The 20,405-nt window shown below is 71.5% G+C and carries 21 protein-coding genes; 16 read left to right on the plus strand and 5 right to left on the minus strand.

The genetic code is table 11. The annotated features are described in order from the left end of the window. Positions 1-109 precede the first annotated feature (109 nt). Positions 110-826, minus strand: a complete 717-nt coding sequence (ndgR, locus tag ABZ840_RS09910) for an IclR family transcriptional regulator NdgR (protein WP_030624314.1) — start codon at positions 824-826, stop codon at positions 110-112. Positions 827-999: 173 nt separating this feature from the next. Here ndgR and leuC point away from each other — a divergent pair, with 173 nt between their 5' ends. From leuC to ABZ840_RS09935, 5 genes are all read left to right on the plus strand, one after another. Continuing rightward, positions 1,000-2,430, plus strand: a complete 1,431-nt coding sequence (leuC, locus tag ABZ840_RS09915) for a 3-isopropylmalate dehydratase large subunit (protein WP_361556109.1) — start codon at positions 1,000-1,002, stop codon at positions 2,428-2,430. A 5-nt stretch (positions 2,431-2,435) separates the two neighbouring features. Next, positions 2,436-3,029 (plus strand): 3-isopropylmalate dehydratase small subunit, encoded by a 594-nt coding sequence (gene leuD, locus ABZ840_RS09920; RefSeq protein WP_361556112.1) that lies wholly within the window; start codon positions 2,436-2,438, stop codon positions 3,027-3,029. Between the two features lie 136 nt (positions 3,030-3,165). After that, positions 3,166-3,411, plus strand: a complete 246-nt coding sequence (locus ABZ840_RS09925) for a hypothetical protein (RefSeq protein WP_030267010.1) — start codon at positions 3,166-3,168, stop codon at positions 3,409-3,411. A 125-nt stretch (positions 3,412-3,536) separates the two neighbouring features. After that, positions 3,537-4,223 carry an HU family DNA-binding protein gene (locus ABZ840_RS09930; RefSeq protein WP_361556116.1) on the plus strand — a complete coding sequence of 229 codons (687 nt, stop codon included), beginning with the start codon at positions 3,537-3,539 and terminating at the stop codon, positions 4,221-4,223. A 91-nt stretch (positions 4,224-4,314) separates the two neighbouring features. After that, entirely contained in the window at positions 4,315-4,518 is a 204-nt protein-coding gene (locus ABZ840_RS09935; protein WP_361556119.1) for a hypothetical protein, read from the plus strand. Positions 4,519-4,628: 110 nt separating this feature from the next. Here ABZ840_RS09935 and cofC read toward each other — a convergent pair whose 3' ends face one another. Further along, positions 4,629-5,309, minus strand: a complete 681-nt coding sequence (gene cofC, locus ABZ840_RS09940; protein ID WP_361556594.1) for a 2-phospho-L-lactate guanylyltransferase — start codon at positions 5,307-5,309, stop codon at positions 4,629-4,631. 140 nt (positions 5,310-5,449) lie between these two features. Here cofC and ABZ840_RS09945 point away from each other — a divergent pair, with 140 nt between their 5' ends. From ABZ840_RS09945 to ABZ840_RS09955, 3 genes are all read left to right on the plus strand, one after another. Then, positions 5,450-6,241, plus strand: coding sequence for a lysophospholipid acyltransferase family protein (locus tag ABZ840_RS09945; RefSeq protein ID WP_361556122.1), 792 nt, complete (start codon positions 5,450-5,452; stop codon positions 6,239-6,241). Continuing rightward, positions 6,238-7,239, plus strand: coding sequence for an NAD(P)H-dependent glycerol-3-phosphate dehydrogenase (locus ABZ840_RS09950; protein ID WP_361556125.1), 1,002 nt, complete (start codon positions 6,238-6,240; stop codon positions 7,237-7,239). Before ABZ840_RS09945 ends, ABZ840_RS09950 begins: the two co-directional genes overlap by 4 nt. Before the next feature lie 296 nt (positions 7,240-7,535). After that, on the plus strand, positions 7,536-8,672 hold the full coding sequence (locus ABZ840_RS09955; RefSeq protein ID WP_361556128.1) for a D-alanine--D-alanine ligase family protein: 1,137 nt from the start codon (positions 7,536-7,538) through the stop codon (positions 8,670-8,672). Between the two features lie 29 nt (positions 8,673-8,701). Here ABZ840_RS09955 and ABZ840_RS09960 read toward each other — a convergent pair whose 3' ends face one another. Next, positions 8,702-9,205 carry a DUF3515 domain-containing protein gene (locus ABZ840_RS09960; RefSeq protein ID WP_361556131.1) on the minus strand — a complete coding sequence of 168 codons (504 nt, stop codon included), beginning with the start codon at positions 9,203-9,205 and terminating at the stop codon, positions 8,702-8,704. A gap of 8 nt (positions 9,206-9,213) precedes the next feature. Then, the gene (locus tag ABZ840_RS09965; protein WP_361556134.1) at positions 9,214-9,447 is read right to left on the minus strand and encodes an Lrp/AsnC ligand binding domain-containing protein; all 234 of its coding nucleotides are present in this window, start codon (positions 9,445-9,447) and stop codon (positions 9,214-9,216) included. A 224-nt stretch (positions 9,448-9,671) separates the two neighbouring features. On the opposite strand from ABZ840_RS09965, the gene ABZ840_RS09970 reads away from it, so the two are divergent. Further along, on the plus strand, positions 9,672-10,640 hold the full coding sequence (locus tag ABZ840_RS09970) for a thiamine-phosphate kinase (RefSeq protein ID WP_361556137.1): 969 nt from the start codon (positions 9,672-9,674) through the stop codon (positions 10,638-10,640). Positions 10,641-10,706: 66 nt separating this feature from the next. Continuing rightward, a complete protein-coding gene (gene thiD, locus ABZ840_RS09975; protein ID WP_361556140.1) occupies positions 10,707-11,495 on the plus strand; it encodes a bifunctional hydroxymethylpyrimidine kinase/phosphomethylpyrimidine kinase in 789 nt (262 codons plus the stop codon). A 139-nt stretch (positions 11,496-11,634) separates the two neighbouring features. On the opposite strand, the gene rpmB is transcribed toward thiD, so the two are convergent. Continuing rightward, complete coding sequence (gene rpmB, locus ABZ840_RS09980; RefSeq protein ID WP_030267048.1) at positions 11,635-11,820, minus strand: 50S ribosomal protein L28; 186 nt, start codon at positions 11,818-11,820, stop codon at positions 11,635-11,637. Between the two features lie 233 nt (positions 11,821-12,053). Between rpmB and ABZ840_RS09985 the strand changes: the two genes are divergently transcribed. From ABZ840_RS09985 to ABZ840_RS10010, 6 genes are all read left to right on the plus strand, one after another. Beyond that, a complete protein-coding gene (locus ABZ840_RS09985) occupies positions 12,054-13,754 on the plus strand; it encodes a DAK2 domain-containing protein (protein ID WP_361556145.1) in 1,701 nt (566 codons plus the stop codon). Between the two features lie 92 nt (positions 13,755-13,846). Continuing rightward, complete coding sequence (locus ABZ840_RS09990) at positions 13,847-17,059, plus strand: helicase-related protein (protein WP_361556148.1); 3,213 nt, start codon at positions 13,847-13,849, stop codon at positions 17,057-17,059. Positions 17,060-17,214: 155 nt separating this feature from the next. Continuing rightward, positions 17,215-17,733 carry a hypothetical protein gene (locus tag ABZ840_RS09995; protein ID WP_361556151.1) on the plus strand — a complete coding sequence of 173 codons (519 nt, stop codon included), beginning with the start codon at positions 17,215-17,217 and terminating at the stop codon, positions 17,731-17,733. Between the two features lie 94 nt (positions 17,734-17,827). Continuing rightward, positions 17,828-18,448 carry a 16S rRNA (guanine(966)-N(2))-methyltransferase RsmD gene (rsmD, locus tag ABZ840_RS10000; protein ID WP_361556154.1) on the plus strand — a complete coding sequence of 207 codons (621 nt, stop codon included), beginning with the start codon at positions 17,828-17,830 and terminating at the stop codon, positions 18,446-18,448. Further along, positions 18,445-18,954 (plus strand): pantetheine-phosphate adenylyltransferase, encoded by a 510-nt coding sequence (gene coaD, locus ABZ840_RS10005; protein ID WP_361556157.1) that lies wholly within the window; start codon positions 18,445-18,447, stop codon positions 18,952-18,954. The genes rsmD and coaD overlap by 4 nt, the downstream gene beginning before the upstream one ends. A gap of 122 nt (positions 18,955-19,076) precedes the next feature. Further along, entirely contained in the window at positions 19,077-20,204 is a 1,128-nt protein-coding gene (locus tag ABZ840_RS10010; protein WP_361556160.1) for an ATP synthase F0 subunit B, read from the plus strand. Positions 20,205-20,405: the final 201 nt, after the last annotated feature.

The raw sequence follows: 20,405 nt of genomic DNA on the forward strand, positions 1-20,405 counted from the left end.
AAGGGCCTTTTTCGTTTGCCAAGAGAAAAGAGCGAAAAGAGCCCCGGCCCGCCGCCGGCGGCGTTGGCGGCGGCAGGCCCGGGGGAGAGGTCGGCTCGTACGGCGCGGGTCAGCTCGTACGGCGCAGGGCCTCGCTGAGGCGCGCGGCCGCGTCGATGACGGCCTGGGCGTGCATCCGGCCCGGGTGGCGCGTCAGGCGCTCGATCGGCCCGGAGACCGACACGGAGGCCACCACGCGGTTCGAGGGGCCGCGTACGGGCGCGGAGACCGAGGCCACGCCCGGTTCCCGCTCGCCGATCGACTGGGCCCAGCCACGGCGCCGTACGCCCGAGAGCGCGGTCGCGGTGAAGCGCGCGCCCTGAAGGCCGCGGTGCAGCCGCTCCGGCTCCTCCCAGGCCATCAGGATCTGCGCGGAGGAGCCCGCCTTCATCGGGAGCGTGGAACCCACCGGGACGGTGTCCCGCAGGCCGGAGAGCCGCTCGGCAGCGGCCACGCAGATCCGCATGTCGCCCTGCCGGCGATAGAGCTGGGCGCTCTCGCCCGTCACATCGCGCAGGTGCGTGAGCACCGGACCGGCCGTGGCCAGCAGGCGGTCCTCGCCGGCCGCCGCGGCCAGCTCCGACAGCCGTGGTCCGAGGATGAACCGGCCCTGCATGTCCCTCGCCACCATCCGGTGGTGTTCCAGTGCTACCGCAAGCCGGTGCGCCGTGGGGCGCGCGAGCCCGGTCGCTCCGACCAGCCCGGCGAGGGTGGCCGGACCGGACTCCAGAGCGCTCAATACCAGAGCCGCCTTGTCGAGAACGCCGACGCCGCTAGAGTTGTCCATGCAACGATACTCGCGTCTCACACTGTGAAACGCAAGTTCAATTTTCCGAGGAAGTCGCCACTCTTGAAGCGAGGTCCTGGACCAGGGGCCTGTGTACCGCCCGGTACGAGGGGTACGAGCGGCGCGCAATCAGACGAGTTGGGCCGGCGAAGCGGCCGGCCGGAGGGACAGCGATGGGACGGACACTCGCGGAGAAGGTCTGGGACGACCACGTCGTCAAGCGCGTGGAAGGCGAGCCGGACCTCCTCTTCATCGATCTGCACCTGCTGCACGAGGTGACCAGCCCGCAGGCCTTCGACGGCCTGCGCAAGGCCGGCCGAACGGTGCGCCGTACGGACCTCACCCTCGCCACCGAGGACCACAACACCCCCACGCTGGACATCGACAAGCCCATCGCCGACCCGGTCTCGCGCACCCAGCTGGAGACACTGCGCAAGAACTGCGCGGAGTTCGGCGTCCGGCTGCACCCGCTGGGCGACGTCGAGCAGGGCGTCGTCCATGTCGTGGGACCGCAGTTGGGACTGACCCAGCCGGGCACCACCGTGGTCTGCGGTGACTCGCACACCTCCACCCACGGCGCCTTCGGCGCGCTGGCCTTCGGCATCGGCACCAGCCAGGTCGAGCACGTGCTGGCCACCCAGACGCTGCCGCTGTCCCCCTTCAAGACCATGGCCATCACGGTCGACGGCGAGCTGCCCGACACCGTCACCGCCAAGGACCTGATCCTCGCCATCATCGCGAAGATCGGCACCGGCGGCGGCCAGGGCTACGTCATCGAGTACCGCGGCTCCGCCATCGAGAAACTCTCGATGGAGGCCCGGATGACCATCTGCAACATGTCCATCGAGGCGGGCGCCCGCGCGGGCATGATCGCCCCGGACGAGACCACCTTCGCCTACCTCCAGGGCCGCGACCACGCCCCGAAGGGCGCGGACTGGGACGCGGCGGTCGAGTACTGGAAGACGCTGCGCACCGACGAGGACGCCGTCTTCGACCACGAGGTCGTCATCAACGCCTCCGAGCTGGCGCCGTTCGTCACCTGGGGCACCAACCCCGGCCAGGGCGCGCCGCTGTCCGAGCGCGTCCCGGACCCGGCCTCCTACGAGGACGCTTCGGAGCGGTACGCCGCCGAAAAGGCCCTGGAATACATGGGGTTGACGGCCGGTCAGCCGCTGCGCGACATCAAGGTGGACACCGTCTTCGTAGGTTCGTGCACCAACGGCCGCATCGAGGACCTGCGCTCCGCCGCCTCCCTCCTGGAGGGGCGCAAGGTCGCCGACGGCGTACGCATGCTCATCGTCCCCGGGTCCGTCCGGGTGGCGCTGCAGGCCGTCGAGGAGGGCCTGGACAAGGTCTTCACCGCGGCCGGCGCCGAGTGGCGGCACGCGGGCTGCTCCATGTGCCTGGGCATGAACCCGGACCAGCTGGCCCCGGGCGAGCGCTCCGCCTCGACCTCCAACCGCAACTTCGAGGGCCGGCAGGGCAAGGGTGGCCGCACCCACCTGGTCTCGCCCCAGGTCGCCGCCGCGACGGCGGTTCTCGGCCACCTGGCGTCCCCGGCCGACCTGTCCGACGCCGCCGTCCCCGCGCCCGCTGGAGTCTGAGAACGATGGAAGCATTCACCACCCACACCGGCCGGGCCGTCCCGCTGCGCCGCAGCAACGTCGACACCGACCAGATCATCCCCGCCCACTGGCTGAAGAAGGTCACCCGGGACGGCTTCGAGGACGGTCTCTTCGAGGCCTGGCGCAAGCAGCCCGACTTCGTGCTGAACCAGGACGTGTACCAGGGCGCCACCGTCCTGGTCGCGGGTCCGGACTTCGGCACCGGCTCCTCCCGTGAGCACGCCGTCTGGGCGCTCCAGAACTACGGCTTCAAGGCCGTCATCTCCTCGCGTTTCGCCGACATCTTCCGCGGTAACTCCCTCAAGAACGGTCTGCTGACCGTCGTCCTGCCGCAGGAGACCGTGGAGGCGCTGCAGCAGCTGGCCGAGGCCGACCCCACCGCCGAGGTGACGGTCGACCTGGTCAACCGCGAGGTGCGGGCCGAGGGCATCAAGGCCGGCTTCGAGCTGGACGAGAACGCGCGTTGGCGGCTGCTGGAGGGGCTGGACGACATCAGCCTCACCCTCCGGGAGGAGGAGGCCATCGCCGCTTACGAGGCGAAGCGGCCGTCCTTCAAGCCGGAGACGGTAGTGGCCTGACCTCGGGATTTTCTGGCTGAAAGACATCTTGCATACGATGCGCTCCTTGCTACTTGGCAAGGGGCGCTTCGTCTTGTTGAGTGGCGTGTTGAGGCCCCGTGAAGCGACAACTCACCGCAGATGGCACAATTAGCGCATGGAACGCGACGGCCAACTGGAGCTCTACGGTCTCGTCGCCGACCGCCTCAAGGCCGCACACACAAGAGTGCGGACACTGCAAGTCCCGGAGGGCGTACGGATGGCGCTGACCCGGAAGCTGCTCGTCATCACGGCTGCGGCAAAACACGATCTCGCCGGCGCGGCACGGCGTCTGGAGCGGTTCATGAACGACCTCGACGAAGGCCGTTATCCCGAAGATGTGGATGCCGACGGAACTCCGTGACGGTCGAGTTCGTTGCGGCACAAGGGTGATTAGCCCGTTTCGTGTTTGATTTGCGGTATATATCTGCCTAACGTGCGAAAAAGCTTGAACACATTCGTTCCAGCAATGTCTCCGAAGGGGAAGACGTGAACAAGGCGCAGCTCGTAGAAGCCATTGCCGACAAGCTCGGCGGACGTCAGAACGCCGCAGACGCGGTCGACGCGGTCCTGGACGCCATCGTCCGTGCCGTGGTCGGCGGCGACCGCGTTTCGGTCACCGGATTCGGCTCGTTCGAGAAGGTCGACCGCCCGGCCCGCTACGCCCGCAACCCGCAGACGGGTGAGCGGGTGCGGGTGAAGAAGACCTCCGTGCCGCGATTCCGCGCCGGACAGGGCTTCAAGGACCTGGTCAGCGGCTCCAAGAAGCTCCCCAAGAACGACGTGGCCGTCAAGAAGGCCCCGAAGGGCAGCCTTTCCGGCGGTTCTTCCACCCGTACGACCGCCAAGGCCGCGGCCAAGAAGGCCACCGCCAAGAAGTCGGCGGCGAAGAAGACCACCACGGTCGCGAAGAAGACCACCGTCGCGAAGAAGGCGACGCCGGCGAAGAAGGCCACCACCGCGAAGAAGGCCACTACCGCCAAGAAGGCCACCACGGCCAAGAAGGCGACCCCGGCGAAGAAGGCCACCACCGCCAAGAAGGCGACCCCGGCGAAGAAGACCGCCACCGCCAAGAAGACCGCCCCGGCCAAGAAGACCACGGCGAAGAAGGCACCGGCCAAGAAGACCACCGCCCGCAAGACCACCGCCAAGAAGACCACCGCGCGCAAGCGCTGACCTTCCTGCGGACCCTCGCGACGGGCCGGGCTCCCCTGAGGAGCCCGGCCCGCGGTGTGTTGTCCGCGCCCCACCCGATTAGGCTCTGACCATGCAGGCCACCGCATACACCTACGACGCCGACAGCCGCACCGGCAGCGTGCTGCTCGACGACGGCACCCCGCTGCCCTTCGACGCCGCCGCCTTCGACGCAGGCGCCCTGCGGCTCCTCCGGCCCGGCCAGCGCGTCCGCATCGACGTGACGGGCGACGGCGAGAACCGCCGCATCACCCTCATCACGCTCCAGACGTTCTGAAACACCCTCCGGGCGTCCCCGGAGAATCATCCTCCGGACGTCCCCGGAGAAACGCCCTTCGGACGTCCTGAGAGCCGCCCCGGCCTCCCTCGGGCGCCCTTGGACGCCTTTCAGGCCCCCTGGGCCCCCAGCGCCGCGATACGCGCCGAAATGGCCGCCGTGTGCCGGGCCGTCCGCGCCCCCACACCCAGCTCCAGCGCCGCCCCGAGGTCCTCCGGTGTGTCCACGTCCTGCCGCACCGACCGCACACCGGACAGCGCGATCTCCCGCGCCCCCGAGGCCCTGTGCCGGGCACGCGAGGCGCCCCCGAAAGCCGGCGCCAATTCCACCCCCGGCGCCGCGGTCAGCAGCGTCGTACCGATTTCCGCCGCATCCGCGAGAAATGCACGCGGAAATTGCGCGGCCGCCGAGAGCACCCGTTCCAGTTCCGCCGGACGCAGCGCGGGAAGATCCGCGTTCAACGCCGCCACCGCGGCATCGGGACGGCACGCCCGTACGGCCTGCGCGCCGTACGCGATCGCCGGATTCAGCCCGGCCGCCGGAGTGTCGGCCACAATGCGCGCACCCAGGGCCGCGAGACCCTCACCGGCCAGCGGATCATCCGTGACAACCGCCACATCCCGTACCACCGGGCACGCCAGCGCCGCGGCCACGGTGTCCAGCGCGAACGCCAGTGCCAACCGGGGCCGGAAGCGGGCATCCGCCGCGGCGGACAGCCTGCTCTTGGCCAGCACCAGCGGTTTCAGAGGCACCACCAGGCTCCACACCGCGACGGCTCCTTCCTCTCGCATCGGCAGCATTGTCACCCGCTGCCGCCGCCCGCAGCAGGGCGCGGGGATACGGTGTCCTCGACAGACCGGGTACCGGGGGCGACACTTGTGCGGCTGCCGGGTCGCCGCAGCTCAGCAGGTCCCACAAGGAGGGTGTCCGAGTGTCCCGCCACAGAATCGGCTTCTGGTACCGCCTCGCAGCGGTCATCGCAAAACCGCCGCTCGTGGTTCTGTTCAAGCGGGACTGGCAGGGAATGGAGAACATTCCGGCCGAGGGCGGATTCATCACCGCGGTCAACCACAACTCGTATCTCGACCCGCTCTCCTACGCGCACTATCAGTACAACAGCGGACGGGTCCCGCGATTCCTCGCCAAGGCCGGCCTCTTCAAGGGCGGCTTCGTCGGCGCGGTCATGCGCGGAACGGGACAGATCCCGGTCTACCGCGAGTCCACCGACGCGGCCACCGCATTCCGGGCCGCCGTGGACGCCATCAACCGCGGCGAGTGCGTCGCCTTCTACCCCGAAGGCACCCTCACCCGGGACCCCGACATGTGGCCCATGCAGGGCAAGACCGGAGCGGCCCGCGTCGCCCTGCTCACCAAGGCACCCGTCATCCCCGTCGCCCAGTGGGGCGCCAACGAGGCGATGCCGCCGTACGCCAAGGACAAGAAACTCCGCCTCTTCCCGCGCAAGACCCTGCGCGTGAAGGCGGGCCCGCCCGTCGACCTGGACGAGTTCTACGGCCAGGAGCCCACCGCCGAGGTGCTGCGCGCCGTCACCGACCGCATCATGACGGCGGTGACCGCGATCCTGGCCGAGGTCCGCGACGAGCCCGCGCCCGCCGAGCCGTACGACCACCGCAAGGCCCGCGCCGAACAGCGCCGGAAGACCCAGCAGATGCGACGGCAGGACGAGGCGTCCGGCCGCACTCAGGAGGATGAAGGCAAGTGACGCGCTGCGCCGTCTACGGCACGGGGTCGTGGGGCACCGCATTCGCGATGGTGCTGGCCGACGCGGGCTGCGAGGTGACCCTGTGGGGCCGCCGCGCGGAGCTCGCCGAGGCCATCAACACGACCCGCACCAACCCCGACTATCTCCCGGGCGTGGAGCTGCCGCAGACCGTACGGGCCACCACCGATCCCGCCGAGGCCGCCGAGGGCGCGGAGTTCACCGTCCTGGCCGTGCCCTCCCAGACGCTGCGCGCCAACCTCGCGGAATGGGCGCCGCTGCTGCCCGCCGACACCGTCCTGGTGTCCCTGATGAAGGGCATCGAGCTCGGTACGGCCAAGCGGATGAGCGAGGTCATCGAAGAGGTCGCCAAGGTGCCCGCCGAGCAGGTGGCCGTGCTCAGCGGCCCGAACCTCGCCAAGGAGATCGCCGCCCGGCAGCCCGCCGCCGCGGTCGTCGCCTGCGCCGACGAGGCCGTCGCCACCCGCCTGCAGGCCGCCTGCCACACCCCGTACTTCCGCCCGTACACCAACACCGACGTGGTCGGCGCGGAGCTGGGCGGCGCGGTGAAGAACGTCATCGGGCTCGCGGTGGGCATCGCGGACGGCATGGGCCTGGGCGACAACGCCAAGGCGTCCCTGATCACCCGGGGCCTCGCCGAGACCAGCCGGCTGGGCCTCGCGCTGGGTGCGGACCCGGCCACGTTCGCGGGGCTGGCGGGCATGGGCGACCTGGTCGCCACCTGCTCCTCGCCGCTCTCCCGCAACCACACCTTCGGCACCAACCTCGGCCGCGGCATGACTCTCGAGGAGACCATCGCCGTCACCAAGCAGACCGCGGAGGGCGTGAAGTCCTGCGAATCGGTGCTGGATCTGGCCCGCCGGCACGGCGTGGAGATGCCCATCACCGAAACGGTGGTGAACATCGTCCACGACGCGAAGCCGCCGCTGGTGGCGCTGAAGGAACTGATGTCGCGGTCGGCGAAGTCGGAGCGGCACTGAGATCTCCGGAGTCGGAGGGCCTTGGGCCTCTGGTTGTCCACAGAGTCCGGGGGCCGTGGGCGTTGGCGATGAGCCGTTGTCCACAGGCCCTCACGGCCGCGGGCTGTGAGGGCTAACTTCACCTTGTGTGTGGTGGAGGTGGGGGAGGGGCCTTGGCCATGGGGACGGGAGTTCTCCCGCTGGACCGGGGAGAGGGAGGGGCCCTGCCACGGACACGGGGGACATGGCCCATAGAAGCGCCCCACGCCGCCCAGGACATTCGCATCGGCCGTACCAACAGGTAGTCTCGGTCCGATATGAGCAGCGAGACCTCCTCCCAGAAGCCCCGCGTCGCCGTCGTGTTCGGCGGGCGCAGCTCCGAGCACGCCATCTCGGTGGTCACCGCGGGCGCCGTCCTGAGCGCCATCGACCGCGAGAAGTACGACGTGCTGCCGATCGGCATCACGTCGGACGGCCGCTGGGCGCTGACCGCCGACGCCCCGGAGCGGATGGCCATCACGGACCGGAAGCTGCCGAACGTCGCGGAGCTGGCCGAGTCCGCCGACGGAGCCGTGGTGCTGCCGGTCGACCCCACCAACCGTGAGGTCGTCTACAGCGAGCCCGGCGCGGTCCCGAAGGCGCTCGGCGACGTCGACGTGGTCTTCCCCGTGCTGCACGGCCCGTACGGCGAGGACGGCACCCTCCAGGGCCTCCTGGAGCTGTCCGGCGTGCCCTACGTGGGCTCCGGCGTGCTCGCCTCGGCCGTCGGCCAGGACAAGGACTACATGAAGCGGGTGTTCGCCTCCTTCGGGCTGCCGGTCGGCCCGTACGAGGTCATCCGCCCGCGCGAGTGGGAGCAGGATCCTTCCGCCGCCCGCAAGAAGATCGTGGACTTCGCCGGCGAGCACGGCTGGCCGCTGTTCGTGAAGCCCGCCCGGGCCGGCTCCTCCATGGGCATCTCCAAGGTGGACGGCCTCGCCGGGCTGGACGAGGCCGTCGAGGAGGCCCGCCGCCACGACCCGAAGATCATCGTCGAGTCGCTGCTGAGCGGCCGCGAGATCGAGTGCGGCGTACTGGAGTTCGAGGACGGTCCGCGGGCCAGCGTGCCCGCCGAGATCCCCCCGGTCACCGCGCACGACTTCTACGACTTCGAGGCCAAGTACATCGACTCGGCCACCGGACTGGTGCCCGCGCCGCTCACCGAGGAGCAGACCGCGCGCGTCCAGGAGCTGGCCGTGCAGGCCTTCGAGGCGGCGTCCTGCGAGGGCCTGGTGCGGGCCGACTTCTTCCTGCAGGACAACGGCGAGTTCGTCATCAACGAGATCAACACCCTGCCCGGCTTCACGCCCATCTCGATGTACCCGCGAATGTGGCAGGAGTCCGGCGTGAGCTACGCCGAGCTGGTCGACCGGCTCATCCAGGCGGCGCTGCGCCGCTCCACGGGCCTGCGCTGAGGCCGCGGCGTCCCCGGTCGGGGCGTGTCCTACACGACCCCGACCGGAACGGTCTTCCGTACGGCCGACGCCAGGTCGGTGAGCACATCGACCTCGGGCGCGTACTTCCCCGGCACCGTCACCTCGACGTACGCCCTGCGCAGCACGGTCGTGAAGCGGTAGCCGTCGTCCTGCTTCTCGAAGACCCACTCGACGCCGTTGATTTTCGCGGCGTCCTGCAGCGGGTTGTAATGTTCATTACCGCGCTGCAGCACCTCGGGCTTCGGTACGCCGCACCGCAGGCGCACGGCGGGCGACCCCCATACGGCGGTGAAGTCGGAGACGGGATCGGCGGTCCGCCGCTTCAGACCGTCCACCGTGCCGGGCAGTTCCCCGTGCAGTGCCCGGCACAGCCGGGCAGCCTCACCCTTCGGGGCGGGAACCGCCACGCTCGCCGAATCGTCGGACGGGGCACAGCCCACCGCGGTGATCAGCACGGCGAGCAGGGGCAGAGCGAGCGACCGGCGGGGCGAGAATTTCACCCGGCCGAGCATACGGGGGGCTAGATATGGACGACGGGGCAGGTCAGGGTGCGCGTGATCCCGTCCACCTGCTGGACTTTGGCGACCACCATGCGGCCCAGATCATCGACCGTGTCAGCCTGGGCACGCACGATCACGTCGTAGGGACCGGTCACGTCCTCGGCCTGGATCACGCCGGGCAGCTTGGCGATCACTTCGGCGACCTGGGAGGCCTTGCCGACCTCGGTCTGGATCAGGATGTAGGCCTGTACCACGGGACCTCCAGGGCGGCTTCGAGGATCATGTGGGAAGAAGGGACGCCACGGTACCGCGTCGCCGAGCGGAGCGGGGAGACCCGCGCGGCCGACGCGGCCAACAGTTCGCGGCGGCCGGCGCGGATCGCGTCACCCGGAGCGCGGCCGTCCGGGAGGGCGGCGCCGGCCGTGCACGACGCGTCAGTGGAGTACGGAAGGTCCGTACGCATGGGAAGGGCAACAGCATGAAGGGCACCGTGGGCGAGTTGGGGGAGTTCGGCCTCATCAGAGAGCTGACCTCGCGGCTCACCTCCACCCCGGCCGTACGCATCGGCCCCGGCGACGACGCCGCCGTGGTCACCGCGCCGGACCGCCGGGTCGTGGCCAGTACCGACGTACTCCTCGAAGGGCGGCACTTCCGCCGCGACTGGTCCACCGCCTACGACGTCGGCCGGAAGGCCGCCGCCCAGAACCTCGCCGACATCGCCGCCATGGGCGCGGTCCCCACCGCCATCCTGCTCGGCCTCGTGGTCCCCGCCGAACTCCCCGCCACCTGGGCCACCGAGCTGATGGACGGACTGCGGGACGAGTGCCAGGTCGCCGGCGCCGCCGTGGTCGGCGGCGACGTCGTACGCGGCGAGATCATCACCGTCGCCATCACCGCCCTCGGCGACCTGCGCAACGTCGAGCCGGTCACCCGCGGCGGCGCCCAGCCCGGCGACGTCGTCGCGGTCACCGGCTGGCTCGGCTGGTCCGCCGCCGGGCATGCCGTCCTCACCCGCGGCTTCCGCTCCCCGCGCGCCTTCGTGGAGGCGCACCGCAGGCCGGAGCCGCCGTACCACGCGGGCCCCGCGGCCGCCGGGCTCGGCGCGACCGCCATGACCGACGTCAGCGACGGCCTGGTCGCCGACCTCGGGCACATCGCCGAGGCCAGCAAGGTCCGCATCGACCTGCAGTCCCAGAAGATCGACGTGCCCTCGCAGATGGCCGACATCGGTACCGCCTGCGGCGTGGACCCGCTGCAGTGGGTGCTCAGCGGCGGCGAGGACCACGCCATCGTGGCGACCTTCCCGCCGGACGTGAAGCTCCCCGCCCGCTGGAAGGTCATCGGCGAGGTCCTCAACCCCTCCGCGCTGCCCCAGGTCACGGTGGACGGCGCGCCCTGGACCAAGGGCGGCTGGGACCACTTCGGGGACGACGACGTGGTCGGCTGACCGGCGTCGATCTCGTCGGCCGACCGGCCTCGACCGGACCCGGCCGGCGTCGTCTAGATTCGGAGCATGTACACACCACCACGCGTCCTGACCGTCGCCGGCTCCGACTCCGGCGGCGGCGCGGGGATCCAGGCGGACCTGAAGACGATGCTCACGCTCGGCACGCACGGCATGAGCGTGCTGACCGCCGTCACCGCCCAGAACTCCCTGGGCGTGCAGGGCGCGTGGGAGCTGCCCGCCGAGGCCGTACGCGCCCAGTTCCGCAGCGTCGTGGACGACATCGGCGTCCAGGCCGTCAAGACCGGGATGCTCTCCTCGCCCGAACTGGTCGAGACCGTCGCCGCTCTGCTCGCCGAGGCCACCGCCCCCGTGGTCGTCGACCCGGTGGGCGTCTCCAAGCACGGCGACTCGTTGCTCGCCGCGACGGCCCTGGACGCGGTCCGTACGAAGCTGCTGCCGACGGCGACCGTCGCCACCCCCAACCTCGACGAGGTCGCCCAGCTCACGGGCGTACAGGTGCACGAGGAGGCCGACATGCGGCGGGCCGCGGCGGCCGTTCTGGAGTTCGGCCCGCGCTGGGCCCTGATCAAGGGCGGGCACCTGTCGGGCGACGCCGTGGACCTGCTCACCGACGGCGATCAGGAGCACTGGCTGCGCGCGCCGCGCCACGACAACCGCCACACGCACGGCACGGGCTGCACCCTCGCCAGCGCGATCGCCGCGCGGCTGGCGCACGGGGACACCGTTCCGGAGGCCGTGGCGGCGGCGAAGGAGTACGTCACGGGCGCGATCGCGCACGGCTTCCGGCTGGGCGAAGGGATCGGCCCGGTCGATCACGGCTGGCGGCTGCGCTGAGGCATGCCGGGGGCGGCGGCATCCCGGTGCGGACGCCCCCGGAAAACAGTCAAAGAAGTCGGTGGAACGGCAAAAAAGCCGGCCCACCCTGAGGTGGACCGGCTTCAAGGCAACCGGCAGGCTGCGCCACGACGTAACGTCAGCGCGCGACCTTGCCGGCCTTGATGCACGAGGTGCAGACGTTGAGCCGCTTCGGCGTGCGCCCGATCACAGCGCGCACCGTCTGGATGTTGGGGTTCCAACGACGGTTGGTGCGGCGGTGCGAGTGAGAAACGCTCTTGCCGAAGCCCGGCCCCTTGCCGCAGACGTCGCAGTTGGCAGCCACGGGTCACTCCAAAGACTTCAGATGCACTTACGGTAATTCCCAGCGCGCCGAGTGCATTGAACGACAAGCGGTGCCGGGAGGGGAATGGCCCGATTCGCATCGGGCAACCGGAGCAGCATACAACGACCGCTCCCGCCCTACGAAACTACCATGACCGCTCGGGGCCCCGCCCCGAGCACCCGCTCCGTCCGCGGCTACCCTGCGGTGCACGGCCCCGACCGAGGAGGACATCCGTGCCCCACACGCTCGACGCCGCCGCGGTACACGCATGGTGCGGGCTGGCCCTGGAGGCGCTCGGCCGGGACCGCGAGCGGATCGACGCGATCAACGTCTATCCCGTCGCGGACGGTGACACCGGCACCAACCTCTACCTGACCATGGAGTCCGCGGCCCGCGCCGTCGACGCCGTCTTCGAGGGGCACGCGGCCTCCGGCACGGCCCCCGGCCTCGCCGACGCCGTCGGCGCCATGGCGCACGGCGCGCTCATCGGGGCCCGCGGCAACTCCGGCACGATCCTCGCGCAGCTCCTGCGCGGCATGACGGAGGTGCTGGCGGCGGCCCCCGGTACGACGCCGGAGTGTGACGCGGAGCACGGTACGGCCGACGCCCTCGGCAGAGCACTGCGGCGGGCCGCCGCGTCCACGTACGAAGCGGTGGCGCACCCCGTGGAGGGCACGGTCCTGACCGTGGCGACGGCGGCAGCGGACGCCGCCGAGGGCGTGGCGCCGGGCGGTGACGTGGTGGCCGTGGCGCGCGCGGCCCACGAAGGCGCCGGGAAGGCGCTGGAGGCCACCCCGGGGCAGCTCGCGGTGCTCGGCAGGGCCGGCGTGGTCGACGCGGGCGGCTGCGGCCTGGTCGCCGTCCTCGGGGCGCTCGCCGACGCGCTCTCCGGAGAGCGCACGGCCGCGGCCGGCGGCGTACGTATCGCGGTGGGCGCGCCCGCCGTACGGGCCGGCACCGATCCCGTCGCGGTCGTCGCCGACGCGGGCGGCTGCGGCGCCGACGAGCACGCGGCCGCCGACGGGCCCGCCTTCGAGGTGATCTACCTCCTGGAGGCCGCCGACGACGCCGTGGCCCGGCTCCGCACCCGCCTGGACGCGCTCGGCGACTCCCTGGTCGTGGTCGGCGGGGACGGACTGTTCCACGTCCATGTGCACGTGGACGACGCGGGCGCGGCCGTCGAGGCCGGTATCGAGGCGGGCCGCCCGTACCGGATCCGCGTCACGCACTTCGGGAGCTCCGGTGCCGCCCGGGGAACGGCCCCCGAGCGCGTGGAGCGGGCCGTGGTCGCGGTGGTGGCCGGGGACGGGCTGGCCGGGCTGTGCACGGAGGCCGGCGCGTGCGTGGTCTCCGTACGGCCCGGGGAGCCGCCCGCCAGCGGCGAGCTGGTCCAGGCGATCCGGCAGGCGCACGCCCGCGAGGTGGTGCTGCTGCCGAACGACGCCGAGCTGCGGCACACCGCCGCCGCGGCGGCCGGACAGGCCCGTACCGAGGGCGTACGGGTGGCCGTGATCCCCACCCGTGCCGCGGTCCAGGGCATCGCGGCGCTGGCCGTCCACGAGCCCGGCCGCTCGTTCGACGAGGACGTGGTGGCCATGACCTCGGCCGCGGGCGCCACCCGGTACGGCGAGCTGGCCGTCGCCGAACGGCAGTCCTGGACCATGGCCGGGGTCTGCCAGGCCGGGGACGTGCTGGGGCTGGTGGACGGCGACGTCGCGGTGATTGGCGCCGACCCGGCGGCCGTCGCGGCCGACGTACTGGACCGGATGCTGTCGGCGGGCGGCGAGATGGTCACCCTCGTGGTGGGCGACGGCTTCCCCCAGAGCCTGGCCGACCGGCTCGAACGCCATGTACGCGAGCGCCACCTCGCCGTGGACACGGTCGTGTACGAGGGCGGCCGGCAGGCCCCGCTGCTGCTGATCGGCGTGGAGTAGCCGGCCCCGGCCGACCGGCCCCCGCGCCCCTTCGCGTCACCCGAATCCCGGTCCTCCCGCCGCTTGTCAGTGGCGTGGTGTGCAATGGACCCGTGCTGGATGAACCCCTGAAGAAGATCCTCGGCGGCACCACCGCGAAGGTGCTGGCCGAGCACCTCGGCCTGCACACGGTCGGCGATCTGCTGCACCACTACCCCCGCCGGTACGCCGAGCGCGGCGAGCTGACCACCCTCGCCGACCTCCCGCTGGACGAGCACGTCACGGTCGTCGCCCGGGTCGCCGACGCCCGCGTGCACACCTTCAACCACGGCCGGGGCCAGCGCCTGGAGGTCACTCTCACCGACGGCAGCGGCCGCCTCCAGCTGGTCTTCTTCGGCAAGGGCATCCACAAGCCGCGGCACGACCTGCTCCCGGGCCGCCGGGCGATGTTCGCGGGCAAGGTCTCGGTCTTCAACCGCAAGCTCCAGCTCGCCCACCCCGAGTACGAACTCCTCGCGGGCGAGGGCGGCGAGGAGGCCGTCGACGCGTTCGCCAACCAGCTCCTGCCGATCTATCCGGCGGCCCAGAAGATGCCGTCCTGGAAGGTCGCCAAGGCCGTCGACGCGGTCCTGCCCAACGCCCGCGACGCGGTCGACCCGCTGCCGCCCGCGCTCCGCGAGGGCCGCGGCCTGGTCCCGCTCCCCGAGGCCCTGCTCAAGATCCACCGCCCCGCCACCCGGGCCGACATCGAGGACGCCCGGGCCCGCCTGAAGTGGGACGAGGCCTTCGTCCTCCAGGTCGCGCTGGCCCGCCGCCGCTTCGCCGAGACCCAGCTCCCCGCCGTCCCCCGCCCGTTGACCGAGAACGGCATCCTCGACGCCTTCGACGCCCGCCTCCCCTTCACCCTCACCGACGGCCAGCAGAAGGTCAGCCGCGAAATCTTCGACGACCTCGCCACGGACCACCCGATGCACCGGCTCCTTCAGGGAGAGGTGGGCAGCGGGAAGGCCCAGCCGCTGGATTCCTCGGTCCTGACCCCGGCGGGCTTCCGTGCGATGGGGGACATGGCCGTTGGCGACGAGGTGGTGGTGCCGAGCGGTGAGATCGCCGTGGTGGACGGGGTGTTTCCGCAGGGTGAGCGGGATGTCTGGCGCCTCGTGCTGTCGGACGGGAGCACCGTCGAATGTGATGATGAGCACCTCTGGATCGTCGCGACCAGTTGCGCGTGGGACCGCGGCGAGCGACCGAAGGTGATGACGACCCGCGAGATCAGGGCGGACACGTTCAAGGCCAACGGCGCCTCCAAGTGGTACATCGCGCCCGCGGCGGCCGTGGACCTCGAATGCGGTGATCCCCGGCCGCTCGACCCGTACCTGCTGGGGCTTCTCCTGGGAGACGGATCCTTCCGGCACAACCTGCGGTTCTCCGGCGTGGACGAAGACCTCGTGGCGGCGGTCGACGCCGCGGTGGCGCCGGCCTGCAAGCTGGTGCCCGTACCGGGAGAGAACTGCGACTACACGATTCACTTGACCGGCCCGAAGGGCGGCACACGCCGTAACCCCGTGATCTCGGCCCTGCGTGAACTGGACCTGTGGGGTGCCACCTCGCACACGAAGTTCGTTCCGCCCGGCTACAAGAACGCGCCGGTGAAGGACCGGCTGGCCGTGCTGCAGGGGCTGATGGACACGGACGGTACGGTCCAGCAGAGCGGGATGTCCGTGTCGTTCTGCTCGGTTTCGCGCCGGCTGGCCGACGACGTCGCCTGGCTGGTGCGTTCGCTCGGCGGCCGGGCGCGGGTGCTGCCGAAGAAGAACGCCTTCGACGTGTCCGTGGCCCTGCCGGACGAATTCCCGCCCTTCAGGCTTGCGCGGAAGGCCGGCCGCATGGGCGGAAGGCCGAAGTACAACACGTTCCGCCGGGGTATCCGAGCGGTCGAGTACGTCGGGACGAAGCCGGTCCAGTGCATCAGCGTCGCGCACCCGAGTCATGCGTACGTGACCGACAACTTCACCGTCACGCACAACACGATGGTCGCTCTCCGCGCCATGCTGTCCGTCGTGGACTGCGGCGGGCAGGCGGCCATGTTGGCGCCCACCGAGGTGCTGGCTCAGCAGCATCATCGGTCGGTCACCGAGATGATGGGGGAGCTGGCCGAGGGCGGGATGCTCGGGGGAGCGGAGCGCGGGACGAAGGTCGTGCTGTTGACCGGGTCCATGGGGGCCGCCGCGCGGAAGCAGGCGCTGCTGGATCTCGTCACGGGTGAGGCCGGGATCGTGATCGGTACGCATGCGCTGATCGAGGACAAGGTGCAGTTCCTCGACCTGGGCCTGGTCGTGGTCGACGAGCAGCACCGGTTCGGGGTGGAGCAGCGGGACGCGCTGCGTTCCAAGGGGAAGCAGCCGCCGCATCTCCTGGTGATGACCGCCACGCCGATCCCGCGGACGGTCGCGATGACGGTCTTCGGCGATCTGGAGACCTCCGTACTGGACCAGTTGCCGGCCGGGCGGTCGCCGATCGCGAGCCATGTGGTGCCGGCCAAGGACAAGCCGCACTTCCTCGCGCGCGCCTGGGAGCGGGTGCGGGAGGAGGTCGAGGGCGGGCACCAGGCGTATGTGGTGTGTCCGCGGATCGGGGACGAGGAGGAGCCCAAGGGGGCGAAGAAGAAGGGCAAGGACGCCGAGGAGGAGGCCGCGGCGGAGGAGGCGGAGAAGCGGCCGCCCCTGGCGGTGCTGGAGGTCGCCGAGCAACTGGCGAAGGGCCCCCTGACCGGGCTCCGCGTGGAGGTGCTGCACGGCCGGATGCAGCCGGACGACAAGGACGATGTGATGCGCCGGTTCGCCGCCGGTGAGGTCGACGTCCTGGTCGCGACGACCGTCATCGAGGTCGGGGTGAACGTTCCGAACGCCACCGCCATGGTGATCATGGACGCGGACCGGTTCGGCGTCTCGCAGCTGCACCAGCTGCGCGGCCGGGTCGGCCGCGGCTCGGCGCCCGGCCTGTGCCTGCTGGTGACGGAGATGTCCGAGGCGAGTCCGGCGCGGGCCCGGCTCGGCGCCGTCGCGAGCACCCTGGACGGCTTCGAGCTGTCCCGGATCGACCTGGAGCAGCGGCGCGAGGGCGACGTGCTGGGGCAGGCCCAGTCCGGGGTGCGTTCCAGCCTGCGGATGCTGGCGGTCATCGAGGACGAGGACGTCATCGAGGCGGCCCGCGAGGAGGCGACGGCGACGGTGGCGAACGACCCGGAGCTGGCCGGACTCCCCGAGCTGCGGGTCGCGTTGGACGCCCTGCTGGACACCGAGCGGGAGAGTTACCTGGACAAGGGGTGAGGCGGCCCGGCCACGGTCCGTGGTCCCGGCCGCGCCCCGGACTTCCCCGAGGACCGGACCGTTGTCAGACCCCCCTGGGAGACTGAATTCCGTACGAGCCGGTCCTGATCTTCTCTCTCCGGTGGCCGGCCGTGCGCGGACCAGGGGGGCCTCTCATGGCATTCCGGCATCTGAACGAACTGCCGCTCGGCGACAAGGTCTTCCGCATCGAGCTCGCCAGCGACGACGACGCGACCGTCACCCTCACCCTCACCGGCTGGCACGAGGAAGCGCCCGAGACGCTCCTCGCCTCCGGCGCCCTCACCCTGCCCCTGGCCGAGGTACCGGCGCTGCGGATCGCACTGAACCGTGCCCTGCGCGCCCTCGCGCTGGTGGCCGACGTGGCCGAGCCGATACCGGACCGGGACGTGCTGCGCGAGCTGTTCCCCGGGCACGGCGCCCCCTGGGTGCCGCAGCACGAGGAGGACCTGACCCGCCGGTTCCACGCGGGCGAGACCATCGCGCGGATCGCCGCCCGCTTCGGCCGCACGCCCGATTCGGTACGGACGAAGCTGCGCGAGCTGGGCCACGACCCGCGCCGCCCGGAGTACTGCCCGCCGGACGGCTGCCTGTCCTGGTCGCGGTACGCCTCACCGGCGCTGGTGGGCGGCGCCGAGGAGACCGACGGCAGGTGAGGCGCGCACGCCATATCGTGGGGGTGCGGGACCGTTCCCGGCCCCGCCCCGCCCATGGGCCGCATGGGCAGCACAGGACGAGGACGAAGATCGTATGACCCGCGTGATCGCCGGCACGGCCGGCGGCCGGCGCCTGGCCGTGCCGCCCGGCACGGGCACCCGCCCGACCTCCGACCGGGCGCGCGAGGGCCTGTTCTCCACCTGGGAGGCGCTGGACGGCCCGCTGGCCGGGGCCCGGGTGCTGGATCTGTACGGCGGGTCCGGCGCGGTCGGCCTGGAGGCGCTCTCCCGGGGCGCCGCCGCGGTGCTGCTGGCCGAGGCCGACGCGAAGGCCGCCCGGACGATCCGGGAGAACATCCGCACCCTCGGGCTGCCGGGTGCCGAGTTCCGTGCCGCGAAGGCCGAGCAGGTCGCCGCGGGGCCGGTCTCCGGGGAGCCGTACGACATCGTCTTCCTGGACCCGCCGTACGCGGTGAGCGACGACGATCTTCGGGAGATCCTCCTCACACTCCGCTCGCAGGGCTGGATCGCGGGCGACGCGCTCGCCACCGTGGAGCGGAGCACCCGAGGCGGAGAGTTCCGCTGGCCCGAGGGTTTCGAGGGCCTGCGGTCCCGCCGCTACGGCGAGGCCACCCTTTGGTACGGTCGCGCCGCTTCGACGTGCGAGGACGACGAGAAGGACGAGCGGCCCGCCACGTCGGCAAGCGAGTCATGACCGGATCGGAGAGCGAGGAACCTGAAGTGCGCCGTGCCGTCTGTCCGGGGTCGTTCGACCCCGTCACCAATGGGCACCTGGACATCATCGCCCGGGCCTCCAAGCTCTACGACGTGGTCCACGTCGCCGTGATGATCAACAAGTCCAAGCAGGGCCTGTTCACGGTCGAGGAGCGGATCGACCTGATCCGCCGGGCGACCGCCGAGTACGGGAACGTCGAGGTCGAGGCGTTCCACGGCCTGCTCGTCGACTTCTGCAAGCAGCGTGACATTCCGGCCATCGTGAAGGGCCTGCGCGCGGTCAGCGACTTCGACTACGAGCTGCAGATGGCCCAGATGAACAACGGCCTCTCCGGCGTCGAGACGCTCTTCGTCCCGACCAACCCGACCTACAGCTTCCTCTCGTCCAGCCTGGTCAAGGAGGTCGCGGCCTGGGGCGGCGACGTCTCGCACCTGGTGCCGGACTTCGTCTTCGAAGCCCTCACGGAGCGCCTCGGGGAGAAGTGACGCCGGAAGCGGTGGAGGGCCGTCCGGCTGACGGGGCGTCAGTGGGTGTCGGGGCGGGGGCGGGTGGCCGTACAGTCGGTCCCGTTCCGTCGTTTCATCCCCCAGAGAGTGGCGAGCCCCCAGTGGACGTGCAGAAGAAGCTCGACGAGATCGTCGAGACCGTCGGCCATGCCCGGTCCATGCCCATGTCGGCCTCCTGCGTGGTCAACCGCGCCGAGCTGCTGGCACTCCTCGAAGAGGTGCGGGCCGCGCTCCCGGGGTCCCTCGCGCAGGCGCAGGAGCTGCTCGGCGGGCGCGAGCAGATGGTCGAGGAGGCCCGCGCGGAGGCGGAGCGGATCATCGAGAGCGCGCACGCCCAGCGCGGCTCGCTGCTCTCCGAGACGCAGATCGCCCGGCAGTCCCAGGAGGAGGCCGACCGCATCCTGGCCGAGGCCCGCCGGGAGGCCGAGGAGATCCGCGCCGAGGCCGACGACTACGTCGACAGCAAGCTCGCCAACTTCGAGGTCGTGCTGACCAAGACCATCGGCTCGGTGGACCGCGGCCGCGAGAAGCTGCTCGGCCGCGGCCCGGGCCTGGACCAGGACGGGTACGCGGACACCGAGGCGCCCGAGCGCAGCGCGGACCCGGAGACGCTGCGGCAGCGGGCCGACGCGTACGTCGACGCCAAGTTCGGCGCCTTCGAGGCCGTGCTCTCCAAGACCCTGGAGGCGGTCGGGCGGGGCCGTCAGAAGCTGCTGGGCGCGCAGCCCACGGACGAGCTGGGGGCGCAGTTCGCGGCGCACACCGACCCCGCGACGGGGCTGCCGCAGTCCGGCGACGCCGAGTACCTCGCGGACCTCGCCGCCGCCCAGCAGCAGGCGGCGTCCCCGCAGCCGGTCGCGCAGCCCGGTACGGAGCTTCCGCCGCAGCCCCTGATGCCGCCGGACGTGCAGCCCGCGGCCGCCGCGCAGCAGCAGGACTACTACGCCGCGGCGGGGTACCCCCAGGACGCGTACGGCTATCAGCAGCCGCAGCAGTACGCCCAGCAGCAGGACCCGTACGGCTACGGCTGGCAGCAGCAGGCGCAGCAGGGGTACGACGCCGGCGGGTACCTCCCCCAGCAGGCCCAGCAGATGCCGCCCGGCCAGGAGCCGCAGCAGCACCACGGCCAGCAGCCCGCCGCCCTGGACGAGACCAGCCTCTTCGACACCAGCATGATCGACCTGGATCAGCTGCGGCAGTACGAGCAGCAGTACGAGCAGGGGCGCTGACCGTACGGGCAGGGGCGCCGGCGGGGACCCGCGAGGGCCGTCGGCGCGCCTCCCCGGGGGCCGATCGCCGTGGATTGGGTCAATCGCGGCGCGTCCAGTATCCTGGCTGTTCGGTCGCGCATACGTCCGCGATCTGTGCTGCCCGGCAGCCGCTACGGCGGCCCGGGCGGACCGTACCGCCGTAGAAAGCAGGAAGCCATC

This window comes from Streptomyces sp. NPDC047117 (genome assembly GCF_040643545.1).
GTDB lineage: Bacteria > Actinomycetota > Actinomycetes > Streptomycetales > Streptomycetaceae > Streptomyces.

Bases quoted from the DNA above. Each gene is read 5' to 3' on its own strand.
- ABZ840_RS09925 (WP_030267010.1), top strand. From the start codon at position 3,166: ATGGAACGCGACGGCCAACTGGAGCTCTACGGTCTCGTCGCCGACCGC.
- cofC (WP_361556594.1), bottom strand. From the start codon at position 5,309: ATGCGAGAGGAAGGAGCCGTCGCGGTGTGGAGCCTGGTGGTGCCTCTG.
- ABZ840_RS09970 (WP_361556137.1), top strand. From the start codon at position 9,672: ATGAAGGGCACCGTGGGCGAGTTGGGGGAGTTCGGCCTCATCAGAGAG.
- rsmD (WP_361556154.1), top strand. From the start codon at position 17,828: ATGACCCGCGTGATCGCCGGCACGGCCGGCGGCCGGCGCCTGGCCGTG.
- ABZ840_RS09955 (WP_361556128.1), top strand. From the start codon at position 7,536: ATGAGCAGCGAGACCTCCTCCCAGAAGCCCCGCGTCGCCGTCGTGTTC.
- ndgR (WP_030624314.1), bottom strand. From the start codon at position 826: ATGGACAACTCTAGCGGCGTCGGCGTTCTCGACAAGGCGGCTCTGGTA.
- leuD (WP_361556112.1), top strand. From the start codon at position 2,436: ATGGAAGCATTCACCACCCACACCGGCCGGGCCGTCCCGCTGCGCCGC.
- leuC (WP_361556109.1), top strand. From the start codon at position 1,000: ATGGGACGGACACTCGCGGAGAAGGTCTGGGACGACCACGTCGTCAAG.
- ABZ840_RS09935 (WP_361556119.1), top strand. From the start codon at position 4,315: ATGCAGGCCACCGCATACACCTACGACGCCGACAGCCGCACCGGCAGC.
- thiD (WP_361556140.1), top strand. From the start codon at position 10,707: ATGTACACACCACCACGCGTCCTGACCGTCGCCGGCTCCGACTCCGGC.
- ABZ840_RS09960 (WP_361556131.1), bottom strand. From the start codon at position 9,205: ATGCTCGGCCGGGTGAAATTCTCGCCCCGCCGGTCGCTCGCTCTGCCC.
- coaD (WP_361556157.1), top strand. From the start codon at position 18,445: ATGACCGGATCGGAGAGCGAGGAACCTGAAGTGCGCCGTGCCGTCTGT.
- ABZ840_RS09995 (WP_361556151.1), top strand. From the start codon at position 17,215: ATGGCATTCCGGCATCTGAACGAACTGCCGCTCGGCGACAAGGTCTTC.